Here is a 16,752-nt window from a genome sequence, read left to right on the forward strand (position 1 = left end):
CCGTGGGTACGGGGCCGCTCCCGTGCGGGCCGGTGACCGCCCCGGAGCACCGGCCCGGTCGCCGCCTCAGCCGGTGGCTGTCACGCCTCGGCCGGCAGCGCGGCCCGGCAGTGCCGTGGGCCAGTTGGCCAGGGCCGCCGTGGCCCCGTACCAGGCGGCGAGACCGGACGCGGCGGCGAACCAGCCGCCCGCCTTCGCCAGGCTCCCGCTGTCCGCGAACTGCCCGACGCCCAGGAGCAGGAGCGCCAGGAACAGCAGTCCGTACGTCCCCCGGCCGAGCAGACCGCCGCCGGTGGCGCCGAGGGTCAGGCTGAGCGCGAACAAGGCCCAGAGCAGCAGGAACAGCCCTGCCGCGTGGCTGGAGACGTGCGCGTCGGCGCCGGTGCCCCAGGTGAACCAGAAGGCGCCGAGGCCGACGAAGGCCGTGCCGGTGAAGCCGCTGCCCGCACGGAACTCCAGGAGTCCGGCGACGAACAGGGCGATACCGCCGACATAGAGCGCGAGCGAGACGGCGTCGGCCGCCGTCACACCGCCCACGACCCCGGTGTGACCGATACCGAACGCCAACAGGGTGAGTCCCAGGGCGAGATGGCCGAGGGTAGCGGTGCTGGTGCTTCCCGCAGAGACGTCATTGTCCACGGCGGGCTCCCTTCACATGCAGTGGTCCTGCTTCCCAGTGACCCTTATGTACCCTTCACAAGCGCACAATCCACCTCTGCACACCAATGGATTGCCGGTTTCCACAGTCGAGTTGACGCCACGTCGGCCACGAGGGCCCACTGCCGTGACAGGGGTGACGGCAGTGACCTCCGGGGCGGAGAACGCTCAGGGGATGACGACGACCGGGCGCTGCGCGCGGCGCGCGAGACGCCCCGCCACCGAGCCGAAGATGCGGCCGACGATGCCGTGCGTGGAGCCGACGACGATGGCGTCGGCCGAGTACTCCCGGCCGACCTCCTCCAGCTCGTGGCAGATGTCCCCGCCGCGCTCGACGAGCACCCAGGGCACCTCGGTCAGGTAGTCCGCGCAGGCGAGCTCCAGGCCGAGCACCTCGGTGCGGTGATCGGGCACATCGACGAAGACGGGCGGCTCGCAGCCTGCCCAGACGGTGGTCGGGAGCCGATTGGCGACGTGGACGATGATCAGGCCCGAACCCGATCTTCGGGCCATGCCGATGGCGTAGGCGAGGGCGCGCTCGCTGGAGGTCGAGCCGTCGAAGCCGACCACGACCCCATGCCGGAAGGCGGGATCGCAGGAATGACGTGTTTCTTCGGCCGCCCGCAGGTCCGACATGGGGTCGGCCACCTGCTTGCGGTCGGCGGGTTCGGGGATTTCGTGACCGGCCATCGGTGTCTCGGCGAAGAGAGTCCTCGTGAGGAGAGCGACGTGGGGAAGGTGCGTCAGCGGGCGGTGTTGCGGTGTCCGGGAATCATCTTCCCAACCCCTTACCCCCAAGGGTACGGCGCCACTCCTCCACCGCCCAGACCCGCGCAAAGCGCGTGCGACATTTCACGGAGCATGCCCGAGGCGGACCCGTATGGCAATGCCGGGTGCCCTGTACATCGACGCCGACGAGACGTGACGGCTCCGACGAGTGACCGGCCGGACCGTATCCGTAACCCCCTCCGCCCGGCCGGGAACCGCCGCACCCCCGGAGTGATCACCGCTCCGCCACCGATCGTCGGCCCGGCGATCCGCTCCCCGCGAGTAACGCCGCTTCCACCCCGGCCCGTCCGCCCCGTCCGGACCCTTCGCCGGCCGACGGACCGATACCGGCCCACAGGTCGGGATCCGACTGCCGCCGCGCCATTCCGCACGATCGGCCCTCCGACCTGCCCTCGGGGCGCAAAGAAGCGCCCGTTCATCGCGGTTGTGCGCCGGTCCAATGACCGAATCACGTATGCACAACCATCTATTTTCAGCCAACTTCATGCCCCTGTCGCTTCCTTGCCGAAATGGCCGATCAACCCCCTTGCCACCAGGCAGGAAGAGACCGCGCGGTACGCTTCCACCCGACGGGGACGGGCCATCAAGGCGCGGCGCACTTCCCTGCACGGCCGCCGAGTGAAACCCTTCGTGATCGAATGCTTCCCGCCAAGTTGCCTTGTCGACATAACGCCGGTTGGTGAACTTGTCACGTCGGCACCACGGGACGCAGTAGATTCGATCTTGGGTAGACGGGGGTCTCATGCAGGACCGAGGGGAAACGTGCACGAGCGACAGGCCCGTAAGGACCAGGGAGACGTGAACACCGAGGGGGGCTTAGCGTCATGAGCCAGGACTCCGCCGCCGCAACGGAGGCTGTACGGAAGCTCAGTGGCCGACGACGACGAGAAGTCGTCGCCGTGCTGCTGTTCAGCGGCGGCCCCATCTTCGAGAGCTCGATCCCGCTCTCCGTGTTCGGAATCGACCGCCAGGACGCGGGAGTTCCGCGCTACCGACTCCTCGTCTGCGGCGGGGAAGAGGGACCGCTGCGAACCACCGGGGGACTCGAACTCACCTCGCCCTACGGGCTGGAGGCGATCAGCAAGGCCGGCACCGTCGTGGTGCCCGCCTGGCGTTCGATCACCTCCCCGCCGCCCGCGGAGGCACTGGACGCGCTGCGCCGCGCCCATGAAGAGGGGGCCCGCATCGTCGGGCTGTGCACCGGGGCGTTCGTACTCGCCGCCGCCGGCCTGCTGGACGGCCGCCCGGCGACCACGCACTGGATGTACGCACCGACGCTGGCCAAGCGCTATCCGTCGGTCCACGTCGATCCGCGCGAGCTCTTCGTCGACGACGGCGATGTGCTCACCTCCGCCGGGACAGCGGCCGGGATCGACCTCTGTCTGCACATAGTCCGCACGGACCACGGCACGGAGGCCGCCGGGGCACTGGCCCGCCGGCTCGTCGTGCCGCCGCGGCGCAGTGGCGGTCAGGAGCGCTACCTCGACAGGTCTTTACCGGAAGAGATCGGCTCCGACCCGCTCGCCGAGGTCGTGGCCTGGGCGCTGGAGCATCTCCACGAGCAGTTCGACGTGGAGACGCTGGCGGCGCGCGCCTACATGAGCAGGCGGACCTTCGACCGCAGGTTCCGCTCGCTCACCGGCAGCGCACCGCTCCAGTGGCTGATCACCCAGCGTGTGCTGCAGGCGCAGCGGCTGCTGGAGACGTCCGATTACTCGGTCGACGAGGTCGCGGGCCGCTGCGGCTTCCGCTCGCCGGTCGCGCTGCGCGGGCACTTCCGGCGCCAGCTGGGCTCCTCCCCCGCCGCGTACCGGGCCGCCTACCGGGCCCGTCGCCCGCAGGGCGGCGGCACGGAGGTCCTCGCGCCGGCGATCGAGCCGCTCGTGCCCGCCCAGAGCACCTCGGCGGGCCGGCGGGCCACGTCCGCGGCCGCCCAGCCGGATCCGCACTCCGTCACGTCGGCGACGGTCGGGGCGGGGCAGCCGGAGCACGGGAAACCGGGCCCCGACGCGTACGCCGCCGGGCGCCCGACCCTGCCGGGTCAACGGAGTGCCCCGTAGGCTGGGGGCCATGAACGACCGCATGGTGTGGATCGACTGCGAGATGACCGGGCTCTCGTTGACGGAAGACGCACTCATCGAGGTGGCCGCACTGGTCACCGACTCGGAGTTGAACGTGCTCGGCGAAGGGGTGGACATCGTGATCCGCCCGCCGGACGCGGCCCTGGAGACGATGCCCGAGGTGGTGCGCCAGATGCACACCGCCTCGGGCCTCCTCGACGAGCTGGCCGGGGGCACCACCCTGGCCGACGCCGAGGCCCAGGTGCTGGCCTACGTCCGCGAGCACGTGAAGGAGCCCGGCAAGGCCCCGCTCTGCGGAAACTCGGTCTCCACCGACCGCGGCTTCCTGGCGCGGGACATGTCGGCCCTGGAGACCTACCTCCACTACCGGATCGTCGACGTGTCCTCGATCAAGGAGCTGGCGCGCCGCTGGTATCCGAAGGCGTACTTCAACAGTCCGGCCAAGAACGGCAACCACCGGGCGCTCGCGGACATCCGTGACTCCATCACGGAGCTGCGCTACTACCGCGAGGCGATCTTCGTGCCGCAGCCCGGGCCGGACTCGGAGCAGGCCAGGACGATCGCGGCACAGGTCGCGCCGCCCACGCCGTAGGGGTCTGTGAAGCCGCTGGTCATAGGCCTTTCGGGGGTTGGGATCAGCGGCTGAACAACCGGGGCGCGAGCACCCTCCCGGACCCTGTACACTTTTTCTCGGCCGGTCAGAAAAAAGACCGGACATGGTGGGTATAGCTCAGATGGTAGAGCACCTGGTTGTGGTCCAGGATGTCGCGGGTTCGAGTCCCGTTACTCACCCTGAAGGGAAGGGTCCCGGTCGATGACCGGGGCCCTTCCCGCATCTGAGCCTCCCTCAGCGGGCGGCCGTGTGACGGCCGTCACGAGGAGTCGCGGACGATCAGTTCCGTGGGGAGCACGATCTGCGGGCGCTCCTGGTTCTCGCGCGCGATCTCCTGGAGCAGTACGCGGGCCATCGTGCGGCCCATCTCCTCGATCGGCTGGCGCACGCTGGTCAGCGGCGGGTCCATGTGCCGGGCCACGGCCGAGTCGTCGAAGCCGATGAGGGCCACATCGTCCGGGACGCGCCGGCCCGCCTCACGGAGCACCTGGCGGGCGCCCGCGGCCATGACGTCGGAGGCGGCGAAGACCGCGTCGACGTCGGGGCGGCGGGCGAGCAGATCGCGCATGGCCTGCGCGCCGCCCTCCTCGGAGAAGTCGGCGGGGGCGATCAGCTGCTCGTCCGGTCCCGGGCCGGCCGCGGAGACCGCCTTGCGGTAGCCGTCGAGGCGGCGCCGCGCCCCGTAGACGTCGAGGCGTCCGGTGATCGTCGCGATGGAGCGGCGGCCCCGGGAGATCAGGTGCTCGACGGCGGCGCGGGCGCCCTCGAAGTTGTCGGAGTCGACCGAGGCGAGCGGTTCGTCGGCGGACCTGCGGCCGCTCATCACGGCCGGCATGCCGAGCTGCTCCAGCAGGTCGGGCAGCGGGTCGTCGGCATGGACGGAGACCAGCAGCACGCCGTCGACGCGGTGCGCGGTCAGATACTGCGCCAGCCGCCGGCGCTCGCGGTCGCTGCCGACGAGGGTCAGCAGCAGCTGCATGTCGGTGTCGGCGAGCGCCGCGCCGACACCGCGGACGATGTCGGAGAAGTACGGCTCGGCGAAGAAGCGGGTCTCCGGCTCGGGCACGACCAGGGCTATGGCGTCGGTACGGTTGCCGGCGAGCGCGCGGGCCGCGCGATTGGGCACGTATCCCAGTTCGGCGACGGCCGCCTCCACCGCCTCGCGGGTGTGCGCGCTGACCCGCGGGGATCCGTTGATGACCCGCGAGGCCGTGCCCCGCCCCACCCCCGCCCGTGCCGCGACCTCTTCGAGCGTGGGCCGCCCCCCGCTCCGTGCTCGCGCTGCCGTCATGGCTGCCTCCCGTTCGCGGTCAATTTCTCACAGTCGGATAACCGAACCAAGTCCCGGTGGGGGAATCCCTTGCCGCTCGGCCGGGACCGTCGGTCTCGGCACTTCCGCACTATGGGAGCGCTCCCATAGTACGCGGGCGCAGGACCGGGGTTTCATGGCCCCGGGGACGGGTGGAAACGACGGAGACCCGGCCGCCGGGCGGCCGCGTCTCAGGGGTCGCGCGGAGGCGGGTCTCAGGGGTCGTGCGGAGGCGGGGCCCGGGGGTCCTGCGAAGCGGGTGGGGCTGTACGGGGTCAGGCGAGGTCGGGGGCCGGGGGCAGTGCGTGGCGGCGGATGACGTCGGCGTACCAGTGGGCGCTCGCCTTGGGGATGCGGCGCTGGGTGGCATAGTCGACGTACACGGCGCCGAACCGCTTCGAGTACCCGTACGCCCACTCGAAGTTGTCCATCAGGGACCACAGGAAGTAGCCGCGGACGTCCGCGCCGTCGGCCACGGCCCGCTGTACGGCGTCGAGGTGGCCGCGCAGGTACTCGATCCGCTCGGGGTCCTCCACCAGGCCCTCGGGCGAGACGTAGTCGTCGAAGGCCGCGCCGTTCTCGGTGACCATCAGCGGCAGGCCCGGGTGGTCCCGGGAGACGTCGACGAGCAGGTCGTACAGCCCGTCGGGGTCGATCGCCCAGTTCATCGCGGTGCGCTTCCTGCCCTCGGCGAGGTGGAAGGCGACGTGCTCGGAGCCGGGCCACGGGGAGTGGTCGCTGTTGCCGTGGCCGTCGTCGCGCGAGTCGCCGGACCCGTCCGCGGGCGTGGAGACCAGCGTCGGCGTGTAGTAGTTGACGCCGAGGACATCGATCGGGCGGGAGATGGCGGCCAGATCGCCGTCCTGGACCAGCTTCGACCAGTCCACCAGGTGCGAGGTGTCGGCGATCAGGTCCTCGGGGTACGCGCCGCGCAGCATCGGGCCGGTGAAGACCCGGTTGCCCACCGCGTCGATCCGGCGGGCGGCGTCCGCGTCGGCCGCGCTGCCGGTCAGCGGGCGGACCTGGTGCAGATTGAGGGTGACCGAGGTCTGCGCGGCAGCGGGGAGTCGATTGCGCAGAACCTCGATCGCCCGGCCATGGGCGAGGTTGAGATGGTGGGCGGCCCGCAGCGCGGCGGCCGGCTCGGTGCGGCCGGGGGCGTGCACGCCGGAGCCGTAGCCGAGGAAGGCCGAGCACCACGGCTCGTTGAACGTCGTCCAGGTGCCGACCCGGTCGCCGAGGGCGTCGGCCATGATGGCCGCGTAGTCGGCGAAGCGCTCGGCGGTCACCCGCTGGGGCCAGCCGCCCGCGTCCTCCAGCTCCTGGGGCAGGTCCCAGTGGTAGAGAGTGGCGACGGGCGCGATGCCCGCTTCGAGGAGCTCGTCGACGAGCCTGCGGTAGAAGTCCAGTCCGCGTTCGACGGCGGGGCCGCGCCCGGTGGGCTGCACCCGGGACCAGGAGACGGAGAAGCGGTAGGCCCGCAGGCCGAGCTGCTTCATCAGCGCCACGTCGTCGCGGTAGCGGTGGTAGTGGTCGGCGGCGATGTCTCCGGTGTCACCGTTGCGGACCTTGCCCGGAGTGCGGCTGAAGGTGTCCCAGATGGAAGGGGTACGGCCGTCCTCGGCCGCGGCGCCCTCGACCTGGTAGGCGGCGGTGGCCGCCCCCCAGACGAAACCGGTCGGAAAGTCCGCCGCCTCGGGCGCCTGCTTCGGGGCGGTGTCGGGTCGTACAGCAGTCATGCGGGAGCGCTCCCAGGGGTGGACGAACAGGGGCAGGTAAGGGGGTGGGGCTCCGGGGCCCGTACGGCGCGCGATCAGGGAAACAGGCCGTACGCGTGTCCGGGGAACGGCGGGTGACGCGCGGTCACCCCTTGACGGCGCCGGACATGATCCCGCCGACGATCTGCTTGCCGAAGATCACGAAGACCACGAGCAGCGGCAGGGTGCTGATCAGCGCACCGGCCATCACGATGCTCTGGTCGGGGGTGTAGGAGGCGCTCAGCTGGCCGAGGGCCACCTGGAGCGTGGGGTTCTGCTGATTGAGGGCGAGGTAGGGCCAGAAGAAGTCGTTCCAGGCCTGTACGAAGGTCAGCATCCCCAGCACCATCATCGCGGGGCGGGCCACCGGAAGCACCACGCTCCGCACGATGCGGAAGTTGTTCGCGCCGTCGATCTTGGCGGCCTCGATGAGTTCGTAGGGCAGCGCCTCGGTGAGGTACTGCCGCATGAAGAACACTCCGAACGCGCTCACCAGGGTCGGGAAGATCACCGACTCCAGCTTTCCGCCCCAGCCGATGTCGGACATCATCATGAACAGCGGGACGACGCTGAGCTGCGGCGGGATCGTGAGCGTGGCGATGACTCCGGTCATCAGCACGCCGCGGCCGGTGAAGCGCATCTTGGCGAAGGCGTAGCCGGCCAGGGTGCAGAAGAAGAGCGTCGCCGCCGTGATGCAGGAGGAGCCGATGACACTGTTGACGATCGCCTTGCCGAGGTGTGCCTGGTTCCAGGCCGCGTCGAGGTTGTGCAGGAGCCGCCCGCCCGGCAGGAACGGAGGCGTGGTGGCGAGCACTTCGTCCTGGGTGTGGGACGCGGCCACGAGCGTCCAGTAGAGCGGCAGGAGCGAGCCGATGCCGACGACGGTCAGGGCGATGTAGGCGAACGGGCCGCCCTGCAACTGCTTGCCCGCGCCCGGCCTGAAGCGGGACGGGCGCCGCGCCGCCCGGTGGGGCGTGCTCGGGCGGCCGAGTTCCGGGGCTTTGATGGGGCTGGTCATGGTCATGAAATTCGCTCCCGGTCAGACCACGGATGTGCGTACGAAGCGGCCGATGAGCCAGTTGACCGCGGCGATGATCAGCAGAAGGGCGAGCATCGCCCAGGCCACTGCGGCGGCCGGACCGAGGTGCCCGAGATTCCAGCCGTAGTTGTAGAGGTAGACACTGAGCGTCTCGTACTGATTCTCGTTGCCGCCGGTGGCTCCGAGCCTGCCGCCCTCCAGCAACAGCGGCTCACCGAACAACTGCATGGAACCGATGGTCGAGATGACGATCGTGAAGAGGATCGTGGGCCGCAGCGAGGGGATGGTCACCTTGCGGAACTGCTGCCAGCGCGACGCGCCGTCCAGTGACGCGGCCTCGTACAGATCGGCCGGTACGGCCTGCATGGCGGCCAGGTAGATCAGGGTGTTGTAGCCCGTCCAGCGCCAGATCACGATGACGGAGATCGCGATCTTCGACGTCCAGTGGCCGTTGGCCCAGTTGGTGTCGCCGAGACCGATGAAGTGCAGCACCCAGTTCAGCAGGCCGCCGTCGGCCCGGAAGACCAGGGCGAAGACGAGGGCCGCGGAGGCCACGGAGGTGGCGTACGGGGTGAGGACGACCGTCCGCCAGAAGGTGCTGGCGCGGAGCCTGTAGTTCAACAGATGGGCCAGGCCGAGCGCGACGAGCAGCTGCGGGACCGTCGACATGACACCGATCAGGAAGGTGTTGCTGACGGCCGTCCAGAACTCCGCGTCGTGCAGGATCTTGTCGAAGTTGTCCCAGCCGACCCACTCCATCCGGTCCAGGCCGGTCATCTCCACGCGGTGCAGGGCGATCCATCCGGTGTACAGCAGCGGATAGAGCCCGAAGGCGCCGAAGACGAGGAAGAACGGGGCTATGTAGGCGTACGGCGATGCCTTGTCGTCGAACCGCCACAGCCGGCTCCGCCAGGTCTGCCGACGGGACCGGGCCTGTGTCTGCGGGGAACCGCCGGGTGGCGGGGCGTATGCGTCCCGGGTGGGATTCGAGGTGGCCACGGGCGGGAGTCCTTCCCTGAGTTGCTGAGTTGCCCTGTACGAGGGGGTGCGCGGGTACGGCGCCGAGGTGGTCGTCCGCGCACTGCCGGTGCGGGCGGCTCCTGGACACGCGTGCCGGTGCGGGCGGCTCCTGGACACGCGTGCCGGTGCGGGCGGCTCCTGGAGGCCGCCCACACCGGCGACGGTCAGCCGATCGCCTTGTCGATCGCGTCGGTCGCCGCCTTCCACGCGTCGTCAGGGCTCGTGCCACGCTGCTCCATGTTGGTGATCTGGGTGGAGATGGTGTCCTTGATGACGCCGTCCTTCTCACCGAGGACCGCCTCGGGGATGGACTTGGCCTCGTCGGCGTAGATCTGGCCGATCGGCGCGTCGTTGAAGTACGGGAGCTTGGCGTTCTTCACGTCCGGCAGGTCGTACGCGCCCTTGTTGGACGGGAAGACACCGATCGCCTTGAACACCGCGGCCTGCTGCTCGGGCGCGGTCAGCCACTTCACCAGCTTGCTGGCCTCCTCGACGTTCTTGCCCGACTTGGGCACGGCGAGGAAGGAGCCGCCCCAGTTGGCGGCGGTCGAACCGGGCGCGGTGGTGATGTCCCATTTACCCTTGTTGCCCTCACCGGCGTTGGTCGAGATCTGACCGGCCATCCACGCGGGGCAGGCAACGGTAGCGATGGTGCCCTTGCGCAGCGCGGGAACCCAGGTGTTGGTGTCGAACTGGGCGAGGCCCTGGGAGAGCTTCTTGGACGCGACCTCGGCTGCGAGGTTCCAGCCCTGCTGGACGCTGGGGCTCTCCTTGTAGATCGGCTTGCCGCTCTCGTCGTAGTACTGCTTGGCGTTCGAGCTCACGACGGCGTTGAACATGGCACTGGCGGAGTCCATGAAGTACGTGCCCTTCGGCGCGGTCTTCTTGTACTCCTCGCCGAGCTTGATGTAGTCCTCCCAGCCGCCCGCGATCTTCTTCGCGACTTCGGTGCGGTCGGTGGGCAGACCGGCCTTCTTGAAGAGGTCGGTGTTGTAGCAGAGGGACATCGGGCCGATGTCGGTGCCCGCGCCGATCACCTGGCCGCCGGACGTGGTGGCCTGCTTCTCCTTCCAGGACACCCACTCGTTGACGTCGATCACCTTGCTGAGGTCGGCGAACTGCTCCGCCTTGGTGTCGACGATCTCCTTGATCCGGCCGACCTCGATGCCCTGGATGTCGGCGAGGCCACTGCCCGAGTTCAGCTGCTGGAGCAGCTTGGGGTAGTAGATCTTCTCGTCGGCGGTGGTGTCTTCCTTGATCGTGATGTTCGGGTGCAGCTCGTGGTACTTGGCGAAGAGGCCGGCTTCCTTGTAGCCGAACTGCCCGAAGTCGGCAACGGTGAGCGTGATCTTCCCGTTCGCGTCGGAGCCCGTGCTGTCCGATGAGTCCGAGTCGCTGCTGCAGCCGGTCAGCAGCAGGGCCGAGGCCGTCAGGCCCGTGGTGGCCAGAACCACGGCTCTGCGGCTCCGGCCGGCGACGGTGCGGGTGATGCGCATTCCACTACTCCTTGTTCCGGGGTGGGACTGGGTTCCGGGGTGGGACTGGCGTTCTGACTGCGCGGCATACGCGCTGGTGAGTGCGGGTGCCGGGTGTTCAGGGAGGGGGAGGACACGGGCAGTGCCGTTCGAGCGGGAAGCCCCGCACGATATGGGAGCGCTCCCATGCGTCGATGCCGGAAGGTTCCTGCCTTTGAGGGTGGGTGTCAAGAGTTGAAGGCGCTTCCGTTGCCCGAGTGTGTCCCGCAAGTCACGAGACCGTGTCCCGCCGAAGTCTTGCCATAGCCCGCGGGCGTCGGCCGGGGAATCGGCCGCGGAGTCAGGCCATTTCGGGAACGCACGGGCCAGGGCAGTGTCGAACGAAGGCCGTCGGGGCAGACTTTCGGAACCGCTGCGGCGGGATCCGCATTTCCGCCCGCCTCCGGGCGCGGGCCGCGTGATCCCCGGTTCACGCCCGCCGGCCCGCCGGAAGGTGAACGGGATGCCCTGCGTTGGGGGTAGCCGGAGGCGTATCCGCGTTCTTTCCCCGAAGCCGGGGCCGGGGGGCAGCGGGTTGGCGGCAAGGAGGGCCGGACGGGGCGGTTCAGGCGACCCCCAGTGGCCGGGACCGGTCCCGTCGGCCAATCCGGACGAGCTGGACCACGTGAAGTTCGGCCACCACCATCTGCGGACGATCCCTGGCGGGCCGAAGCCCTACATCACGCCCAGACCGTGCTTGACCAGCCTTTGGAACTCCCGGGTGTACATATCCATGAGTTCCCGGGTCTCTTGATACAACTCACGTACAGCTGCATGCGCCTCGGGACGAGCACTTGGCCCAGAACGGACATGGCCACTGGCCGCCCCGCGCTGTGCGAAGTGCTCGACGACAGGTTCCGTACGGAGAAGTGCACCGTGGGGGATCTGCAACTGGAGACGCTCCACGTGGGTTCCCGCTGGGCGGAGGGGCCGCTGTACATACCGGCCTGGCGCCAGCTGATCTGGAGTGACATCCCGAACGACCGGATGCTGCGCTGGGACGAGTCGACCGGGGCGGTCAGCGTCTTCCGCTCGCCCGCGGGGCACTCCAACGGAAACACCTTGGACCGCGAGGGCCGTCTGATCACGTGTGAGCAGGGCAACCGCAGGGTCACCCGCACCGAGCACGACGGCTCGGTCACCGTGCTCGCCGACCGCTACCGGGGCAAGCGGCTCAACAGCCCGAACGACGCGGCCGTGAAGTCCGACGGCTCGATCTGGTTCTCGGACCCGGACTTCGGGATCACCAGCGACTACGAGGGCCACCGCGCCGAGAGCGAGATCGGCGCCAACAACGTCTACCGAATCGCCCCGGACACCGGCGAGGTGCAGCTAGCGGCCGATGGCTTCGGCGCCCCCAACGGCCTGGTCTTCTCAGCTGACGAGAGCGAGCTGTACGTCTCCGACACCCGGGCCAACCGGATCCGTGTCTTCGAGGTACGCGCGGACGGCACCCTCTCCGAAGGCAAAGTTTTCGCCGAAGGGACCGAGGAGGGCCGCTTCGACAACATCCGCTTTGACGACCGGGGCCACCTCTGGGCCGCGGCCATGGACGACGGAGTGCACTGCTACGCCCCGGACGGGACCCTACTCGGCCGCATCCTGGTGCCCAACACGGTCTCCAATATCCGCTTCGGCGGCCCGAAGAGGAACCGTCTCTTCATCACGGCGAACGACACGCTCTATTCGCTGGTCATGGGGGTCACGGCGGCACCGATGGCGGTTTGAACCCCAACCTCCAGGAGTGTCCTGTCCGAAGCGGTTCGAAGTTCGGGTGGGGGCTCGCCGGCTCCGTACCGGCGGTCAGCCGAAGGCCGACGGCGGTGGTGCCGGGGACGGTCTGGCTTCGGCGTCGCTCACCGGGGCCGCGCCGCCGGTGAAGTCGGCGAGGGCGCGCCCGTGTTCAACGCGTCCGGGGTGCGGGTCGGTCGCGACCCGGCGGGTCAGTTCCGCGAGCTTCGGCGGAAGATCCGAGGCGAGCAGCACCGCGTTGCCGAAGCGGCGGCCGCGCCACACGGCCGGGTCGGCGGCGAGGGCCAGTTCGGGGAAGACCGTGGCCGCGGTGGCGATCTGGCCGCGCAGGTGGGTCAGCGGCGGCCCGTCCGCGAGGTTGGCCACGTAACTCCCGCCGGGCTTCAGGACGCGGCGGACCTCGGCGAGGAACTCGGTGCTGGTGAGGTGTGCGGGGGTACGGGCCCCGCTGAAGACATCGGCGATGACGAGGTCCGCCCAGCCGTCCTGGATCTTGCCGAGCCCGGCGCGGGCGTCGGTGGCGCGGACCCGGATCCTGGCCTGCGGGTCCAACGGCAGTTCGCGGCGGACCAGTTGGACGAGCGCGGCGTCCACCTCGACGATCTGCTGGGTGGAGCGGGGCCGGGTCGCGGCGATGTAGCGGGCGAGGGTGAACGCGCCGCCGCCGAGGTGCACCACGTACAGGGGCTGCCCGGCGGGTGCGACGAGGTCGGCGATGTGGCCGATCCTGCGCTGGTACTCGAAGGACAGATACGTGGGGTCGTCGAGGTCCACATGGGACTGCGGGGCGCCGTCGAGCGTCAGCGTCCAGGCGTGCGGGCGTTCCCGGTCGGGCACCAGTTCGGCGAGGCCGCCGTCCACCGGTTCGGCGAGGGGCTCCGCCCGGCGCCCGGCTGCTCCGCGCCCGGCCGTGCGTTCGGCCCTTGCGTCGGTCTTGCGGTCGGACCGTTTACGGGCGCCCGCGCCCGACGCTCCTCGACGTGCCACTGCTGCTCGTGCCTGCTCACTGCTCATCGCTCCGGACCGGTAGGGAACCGGCCGCGCCGGGGAATCCCGGCCACCGGCCCATTATGAGCGCGCGGGCGAGGGGGCCGCGGTCAGCGGCAGTTGTCGGCCGCCTCGATCAGCCGGGCCGCCTGGTCGAGAGCGGCCCGCAGCACGGCCGGGTCGGTGACCTGGGCGTCGTCCTCGGGCGGCAGCAGCCAGCCGCTGCCGGAGACCGGCGGCTCGGCGGGGATGCGGAGCCCGCGGCCGTCGGTCTGCGTACAGGCGCTGCCCGGTACGTCCCAGGCCTCGGCGGTCCCCGGGGGCACCAGGAAGCCGAGGGTGTCGCAGGCGCCGTCGTGCAGGACCGGGCCGACGGCCTCCTGGTCGGCGCCGCGGCGCAGGATGTCCACGGCCTCCAGTCCCTGGCGGGCCGGGACGGTCACCAGGTCGCAGGGTTCGGCGCCGTGATCCGCCGGGGGCGCGGTGGGCGCCGGGGCGCCCGTCGCGGCCTGGGTCGTCGCAGTCGTCCGCGAGCCGGTCTCCGTGCCGAGATGCAACAAGGGACCTCTCCTCTCATCGCCGGGCGGAGCCGGATTCCGTCTCCGCATGGACCAACGCGCCGACTGCGTCAAGGGCTACGGTGCCACGCCGCCGCAAAGGATGGCAGTTCATGGCGGATCGTGGGCGAGATGCCCCCTTTTGCAGGGAAACGCTGCGTGCGCGGCCGGTCACAGCAGGTACCTTCTTGCTCCGCCGGGACACCGGAAGCAGGAGCCCCGGCTGCAGAAGTGAGGGCGAGGCCCTCTCTTTCGGATCAGGCCGGATCAGGGAGCGGGGTCTGGTGCGTGCAGCTGCAAGGCGGAGGAGGGAGGCAACGCGAAGGGGGTCCCCCCATGCCTTTAAGGCTATGGGGGAGTTGGTGACCGACGACAACGCCGCAGATGTGCGCACCAGACCCCGCGAGCCCGGCATGATCCGAAAGAGAGGGCCTATCCCATGGTGTCGACAGGGGCAGTTCCGAACCTCGCCTTCCGGCGGCTGCGCGGACCGCGCTCCGCCGGGGAGTTCGCCGCCGCGGTGCGCAGATCCGCCCGCGAGATCGGCGAGCAGGTCGCGTGCGACGCCCGGTACATCGGACGCGTGGAGTCCGGCGAGATCCGCTGCCCCAACTACGCGTACGAGCGGGTCTTCCTGCACATGTTCCCCGGAACGACCCTGGCGGACCTGGGCTTCTCGCCGCGCGAAACCGTACGCGGCCGGGCGGCGCGGGCCACTGCCGAAACTCCACCGCCCCCTGCGCTCCACAGCGACACCCACGAGGAGAGCGACGTGCTGCGTCGCGTATTCATGACGAGCGGCACCACCGCGATGGCCGCCGCGACCCTGGGGCTCGGCCTGGGCGGCACTTCCGCCGCTGCCGCCACCCTGCCCGGCCCACGCAGGGTCGGCGATGCCGAGGTGAGCGCCGTCGAGAAGGCGGTGCGGCAGATCCGGCTGCTCGACGACCGGCACGGCGGTGACGGCCTCTACCGGGGGGCGTCCCAGCCGCTGCGGGCGGCGTACGCGCTGCTCGACTCCGGGACCGCCACCAAGCGCTCCACCGCCGACCGGCTGCACGCCGGGGCCGGCGAACTGGCCATCTCGGTGGGCTGGCTGGCCCATGACTCGGGCCGGTTCGAGGACGCCCGCTCGCACTACGCGGAGGCGCTCGCCACGGCGCGCGTGGCCGGTGACGCGGGGCTGGAGGCGCACGCGTTCTGCAATACGTCGTTCCTGGCCAGGGACACGGGGCGGCCCCGTGAGTCCGTACGCGCGGCCGAGGCCGGGCAGCGGGCGGCGCAGCCGCTGGGTTCACCGCGGCTGCTGGCGCTGCTCGCGCTGCGGGAGGCGGGGGGCCGGGCGGGGCTCGGGGACCGTACGGGCTGCGAACGGGCGATCGGCCGGGCGCACACCGCGTTCGGGTGCGGGCCGTCCGACGCCGACCCGGAGTGGATGACGTTCTTCCGGGAGGCGGAGCTGGAGATGCTGGAGGCGCAGTGCTGGTCGACGCTGGGCGACTGGTCGCGGGCGGCCCGCCACGCGCTGCGGGCGACGCGGCTCCAGGATCCGCACTTCACCCGGAATCTGGCGCTGTACCGGGCCGAGCTGACCTGGGACCTCGCCCGGGCCGGCCGGGCCCCGGAGGCGGCGACGGCGGGCCACCAGGTCCTGGACCTGCTGGACCGGGTCCAGTCGTCCCGTATCCGGGCGATGCTGGCGGGCGCGGCGACGGTGCTGGCGCCGCAGCGGGGCGTGGCGGAGGTACGGGGGTTCCTGGAGCGGTACGGAGAGGTAGCGGGGGCGTAGCGGACACGGGGGGCTTCGGCGGGGGCGCGGCCGTCCGACCGGTCCCGTCCTCCGACGCCCGCCGAGCCCGCATTCGCTGCGCGGGCCGGGTCTACCGGTCCAGGTGGCCCGTGTCGTTCCAGCGTTCTATCGCGGGCGCCCCGTACGCCCACCCCAGCACCGACAGTGACGTCGGGTCGAGCCGGATGCGCGCCGCGAACGACACGTCCTCGCCGAGCCACCGCGCGCCCAGCGCCCGCAGGATGTGGCCGTGGGCGAAGACCAGGACGTCGCGGTCGGCCGAGCGGGCCCAGTCGACGATCGCGTCGGCGCGGGCGGACAGCTCGGCCAGGGTCTCTCCCTGAGGCACCCCGTCACGCCAGATGAACCAGTCGGGGCGGATCGCCTTGATCTGGGCCGGAGTCATCCCCTCGTACGCCCCGTAGTCCCATTCCAGCAGCGCGTCCCACGGCTCGGCCCGGTCCGCGAATCCCGCGATGTCGCAGGTCTCCTTGGCGCGCAGCAGCGGACTCGTACGGACTTCGAGGCCCGGCAGGTCCGCCCACGGCTTGCGGTGCAGCCGCTCACCGAGGAGCTTGGCGCCCGCTCGGCCGGTGTCGAGCAGCGGGATGTCCGTCCTGCCGGTGTGATTGCCCTTGACGGACCATTCCGTCTGCCCGTGCCGGGCGAGCAGGATACGCGGTGCCATGACGGCTCTCCCTGAACTGAGATCTGGGACCGGAGATCGAAAACAGGAAACAGGAAACAGGAAACAGATCGTCCGGTTTTCCCATCATCGCGCACGGGTCCGGGAGGCAACCTCCGGGGCCGGACCGGCGTCCCTCCCTGCGCGGAGAAATCCGTGTGCACACAGGGGATCCGACCGGGACCCCCGGGGAAATCACGGCC

At 70.6% G+C, this 16,752-nt stretch carries 14 protein-coding genes and 1 tRNA gene; 5 read left to right on the forward strand and 10 right to left on the reverse strand.

Going from position 1 to position 16,752, the window contains the following annotated elements; translation table 11 throughout:
* Nucleotides 1-66: 66 nt before the first annotated feature.
* Entirely contained in the window at nt 67-639 is a 573-nt protein-coding gene (locus OH735_RS12910) for an acetate uptake transporter (protein ID WP_406381611.1), read from the reverse strand.
* A gap of 186 nt (nt 640-825) precedes the next feature.
* Nucleotides 826-1,347, reverse strand: coding sequence for a universal stress protein (locus OH735_RS12915; protein WP_406381613.1), 522 nt, complete (start codon nt 1,345-1,347; stop codon nt 826-828).
* Between the two features lie 923 nt (nt 1,348-2,270).
* Here OH735_RS12915 and OH735_RS12920 point away from each other — a divergent pair.
* The 3 genes from OH735_RS12920 (at nt 2,271) to OH735_RS12930 (ending at nt 4,319) form a co-directional block, all read left to right on the forward strand.
* On the forward strand, nt 2,271-3,506 hold the full coding sequence (locus OH735_RS12920; protein ID WP_406381614.1) for a helix-turn-helix domain-containing protein: 1,236 nt from the start codon (nt 2,271-2,273) through the stop codon (nt 3,504-3,506).
* Between the two features lie 10 nt (nt 3,507-3,516).
* Nucleotides 3,517-4,119, forward strand: a complete 603-nt coding sequence (orn, locus tag OH735_RS12925) for an oligoribonuclease (RefSeq protein ID WP_406381615.1) — start codon at nt 3,517-3,519, stop codon at nt 4,117-4,119.
* Nucleotides 4,120-4,246: 127 nt separating this feature from the next.
* Nucleotides 4,247-4,319, forward strand: a tRNA-His gene (locus OH735_RS12930).
* An 80-nt stretch (nt 4,320-4,399) separates the two neighbouring features.
* Here the strand turns inward: OH735_RS12930 and OH735_RS12935 are convergent.
* The 5 genes from OH735_RS12935 to OH735_RS12955 form a co-directional block, all read right to left on the reverse strand.
* Nucleotides 4,400-5,431 (reverse strand): LacI family DNA-binding transcriptional regulator, encoded by a 1,032-nt coding sequence (locus OH735_RS12935; protein WP_406381617.1) that lies wholly within the window; start codon nt 5,429-5,431, stop codon nt 4,400-4,402.
* 293 nt (nt 5,432-5,724) lie between these two features.
* A complete protein-coding gene (locus tag OH735_RS12940; RefSeq protein ID WP_406381618.1) occupies nt 5,725-7,188 on the reverse strand; it encodes a GH1 family beta-glucosidase in 1,464 nt (487 codons plus the stop codon).
* Between the two features lie 124 nt (nt 7,189-7,312).
* Nucleotides 7,313-8,230 (reverse strand): carbohydrate ABC transporter permease, encoded by a 918-nt coding sequence (locus tag OH735_RS12945; RefSeq protein ID WP_406381619.1) that lies wholly within the window; start codon nt 8,228-8,230, stop codon nt 7,313-7,315.
* Nucleotides 8,231-8,245: 15 nt separating this feature from the next.
* A complete protein-coding gene (locus tag OH735_RS12950; RefSeq protein ID WP_406381620.1) occupies nt 8,246-9,244 on the reverse strand; it encodes a carbohydrate ABC transporter permease in 999 nt (332 codons plus the stop codon).
* 185 nt (nt 9,245-9,429) lie between these two features.
* Entirely contained in the window at nt 9,430-10,761 is a 1,332-nt protein-coding gene (locus tag OH735_RS12955) for an extracellular solute-binding protein (RefSeq protein ID WP_406381621.1), read from the reverse strand.
* An 828-nt stretch (nt 10,762-11,589) separates the two neighbouring features.
* Between OH735_RS12955 and OH735_RS12960 the strand changes: the two genes are divergently transcribed.
* Nucleotides 11,590-12,507 carry an SMP-30/gluconolactonase/LRE family protein gene (locus OH735_RS12960; RefSeq protein ID WP_406381623.1) on the forward strand — a complete coding sequence of 306 codons (918 nt, stop codon included), beginning with the start codon at nt 11,590-11,592 and terminating at the stop codon, nt 12,505-12,507.
* Between the two features lie 75 nt (nt 12,508-12,582).
* Here OH735_RS12960 and OH735_RS12965 read toward each other — a convergent pair whose 3' ends face one another.
* Nucleotides 12,583-13,518 carry a spermidine synthase gene (locus OH735_RS12965; RefSeq protein WP_406386543.1) on the reverse strand — a complete coding sequence of 312 codons (936 nt, stop codon included), beginning with the start codon at nt 13,516-13,518 and terminating at the stop codon, nt 12,583-12,585.
* A gap of 110 nt (nt 13,519-13,628) precedes the next feature.
* A complete protein-coding gene (locus OH735_RS12970) occupies nt 13,629-14,078 on the reverse strand; it encodes a hypothetical protein (protein WP_406381624.1) in 450 nt (149 codons plus the stop codon).
* A 436-nt stretch (nt 14,079-14,514) separates the two neighbouring features.
* Here OH735_RS12970 and OH735_RS12975 point away from each other — a divergent pair, with 436 nt between their 5' ends.
* A complete protein-coding gene (locus OH735_RS12975; RefSeq protein ID WP_406381626.1) occupies nt 14,515-15,864 on the forward strand; it encodes a tetratricopeptide repeat protein in 1,350 nt (449 codons plus the stop codon).
* A gap of 91 nt (nt 15,865-15,955) precedes the next feature.
* On the opposite strand, the gene OH735_RS12980 is transcribed toward OH735_RS12975, so the two are convergent.
* Entirely contained in the window at nt 15,956-16,552 is a 597-nt protein-coding gene (locus tag OH735_RS12980; RefSeq protein ID WP_406381628.1) for a histidine phosphatase family protein, read from the reverse strand.
* Between the last annotated feature and the right edge of the window lie 200 nt (nt 16,553-16,752).

This window comes from Streptomyces sp. NBC_01618, from assembly GCF_045209435.1.
Classification (GTDB): Bacteria; Actinomycetota; Actinomycetes; order Streptomycetales; family Streptomycetaceae; genus Streptomyces.

Coding starts and splice junctions, on each gene's coding strand:
- OH735_RS12935 (WP_406381617.1), bottom strand. CDS start 5,431: ATGACGGCAGCGCGAGCACGGAGCGGGGGGCGGCCCACGCTCGAAGAG.
- OH735_RS12940 (WP_406381618.1), bottom strand. CDS start 7,188: ATGACTGCTGTACGACCCGACACCGCCCCGAAGCAGGCGCCCGAGGCG.
- OH735_RS12980 (WP_406381628.1), bottom strand. CDS start 16,552: ATGGCACCGCGTATCCTGCTCGCCCGGCACGGGCAGACGGAATGGTCC.
- OH735_RS12955 (WP_406381621.1), bottom strand. CDS start 10,761: ATGCGCATCACCCGCACCGTCGCCGGCCGGAGCCGCAGAGCCGTGGTT.
- OH735_RS12920 (WP_406381614.1), top strand. CDS start 2,271: ATGAGCCAGGACTCCGCCGCCGCAACGGAGGCTGTACGGAAGCTCAGT.
- OH735_RS12915 (WP_406381613.1), bottom strand. CDS start 1,347: ATGGCCGGTCACGAAATCCCCGAACCCGCCGACCGCAAGCAGGTGGCC.
- OH735_RS12960 (WP_406381623.1), top strand. CDS start 11,590: ATGGCCACTGGCCGCCCCGCGCTGTGCGAAGTGCTCGACGACAGGTTC.
- OH735_RS12975 (WP_406381626.1), top strand. CDS start 14,515: ATGGTGTCGACAGGGGCAGTTCCGAACCTCGCCTTCCGGCGGCTGCGC.
- OH735_RS12945 (WP_406381619.1), bottom strand. CDS start 8,230: ATGACCATGACCAGCCCCATCAAAGCCCCGGAACTCGGCCGCCCGAGC.
- orn (WP_406381615.1), top strand. CDS start 3,517: ATGAACGACCGCATGGTGTGGATCGACTGCGAGATGACCGGGCTCTCG.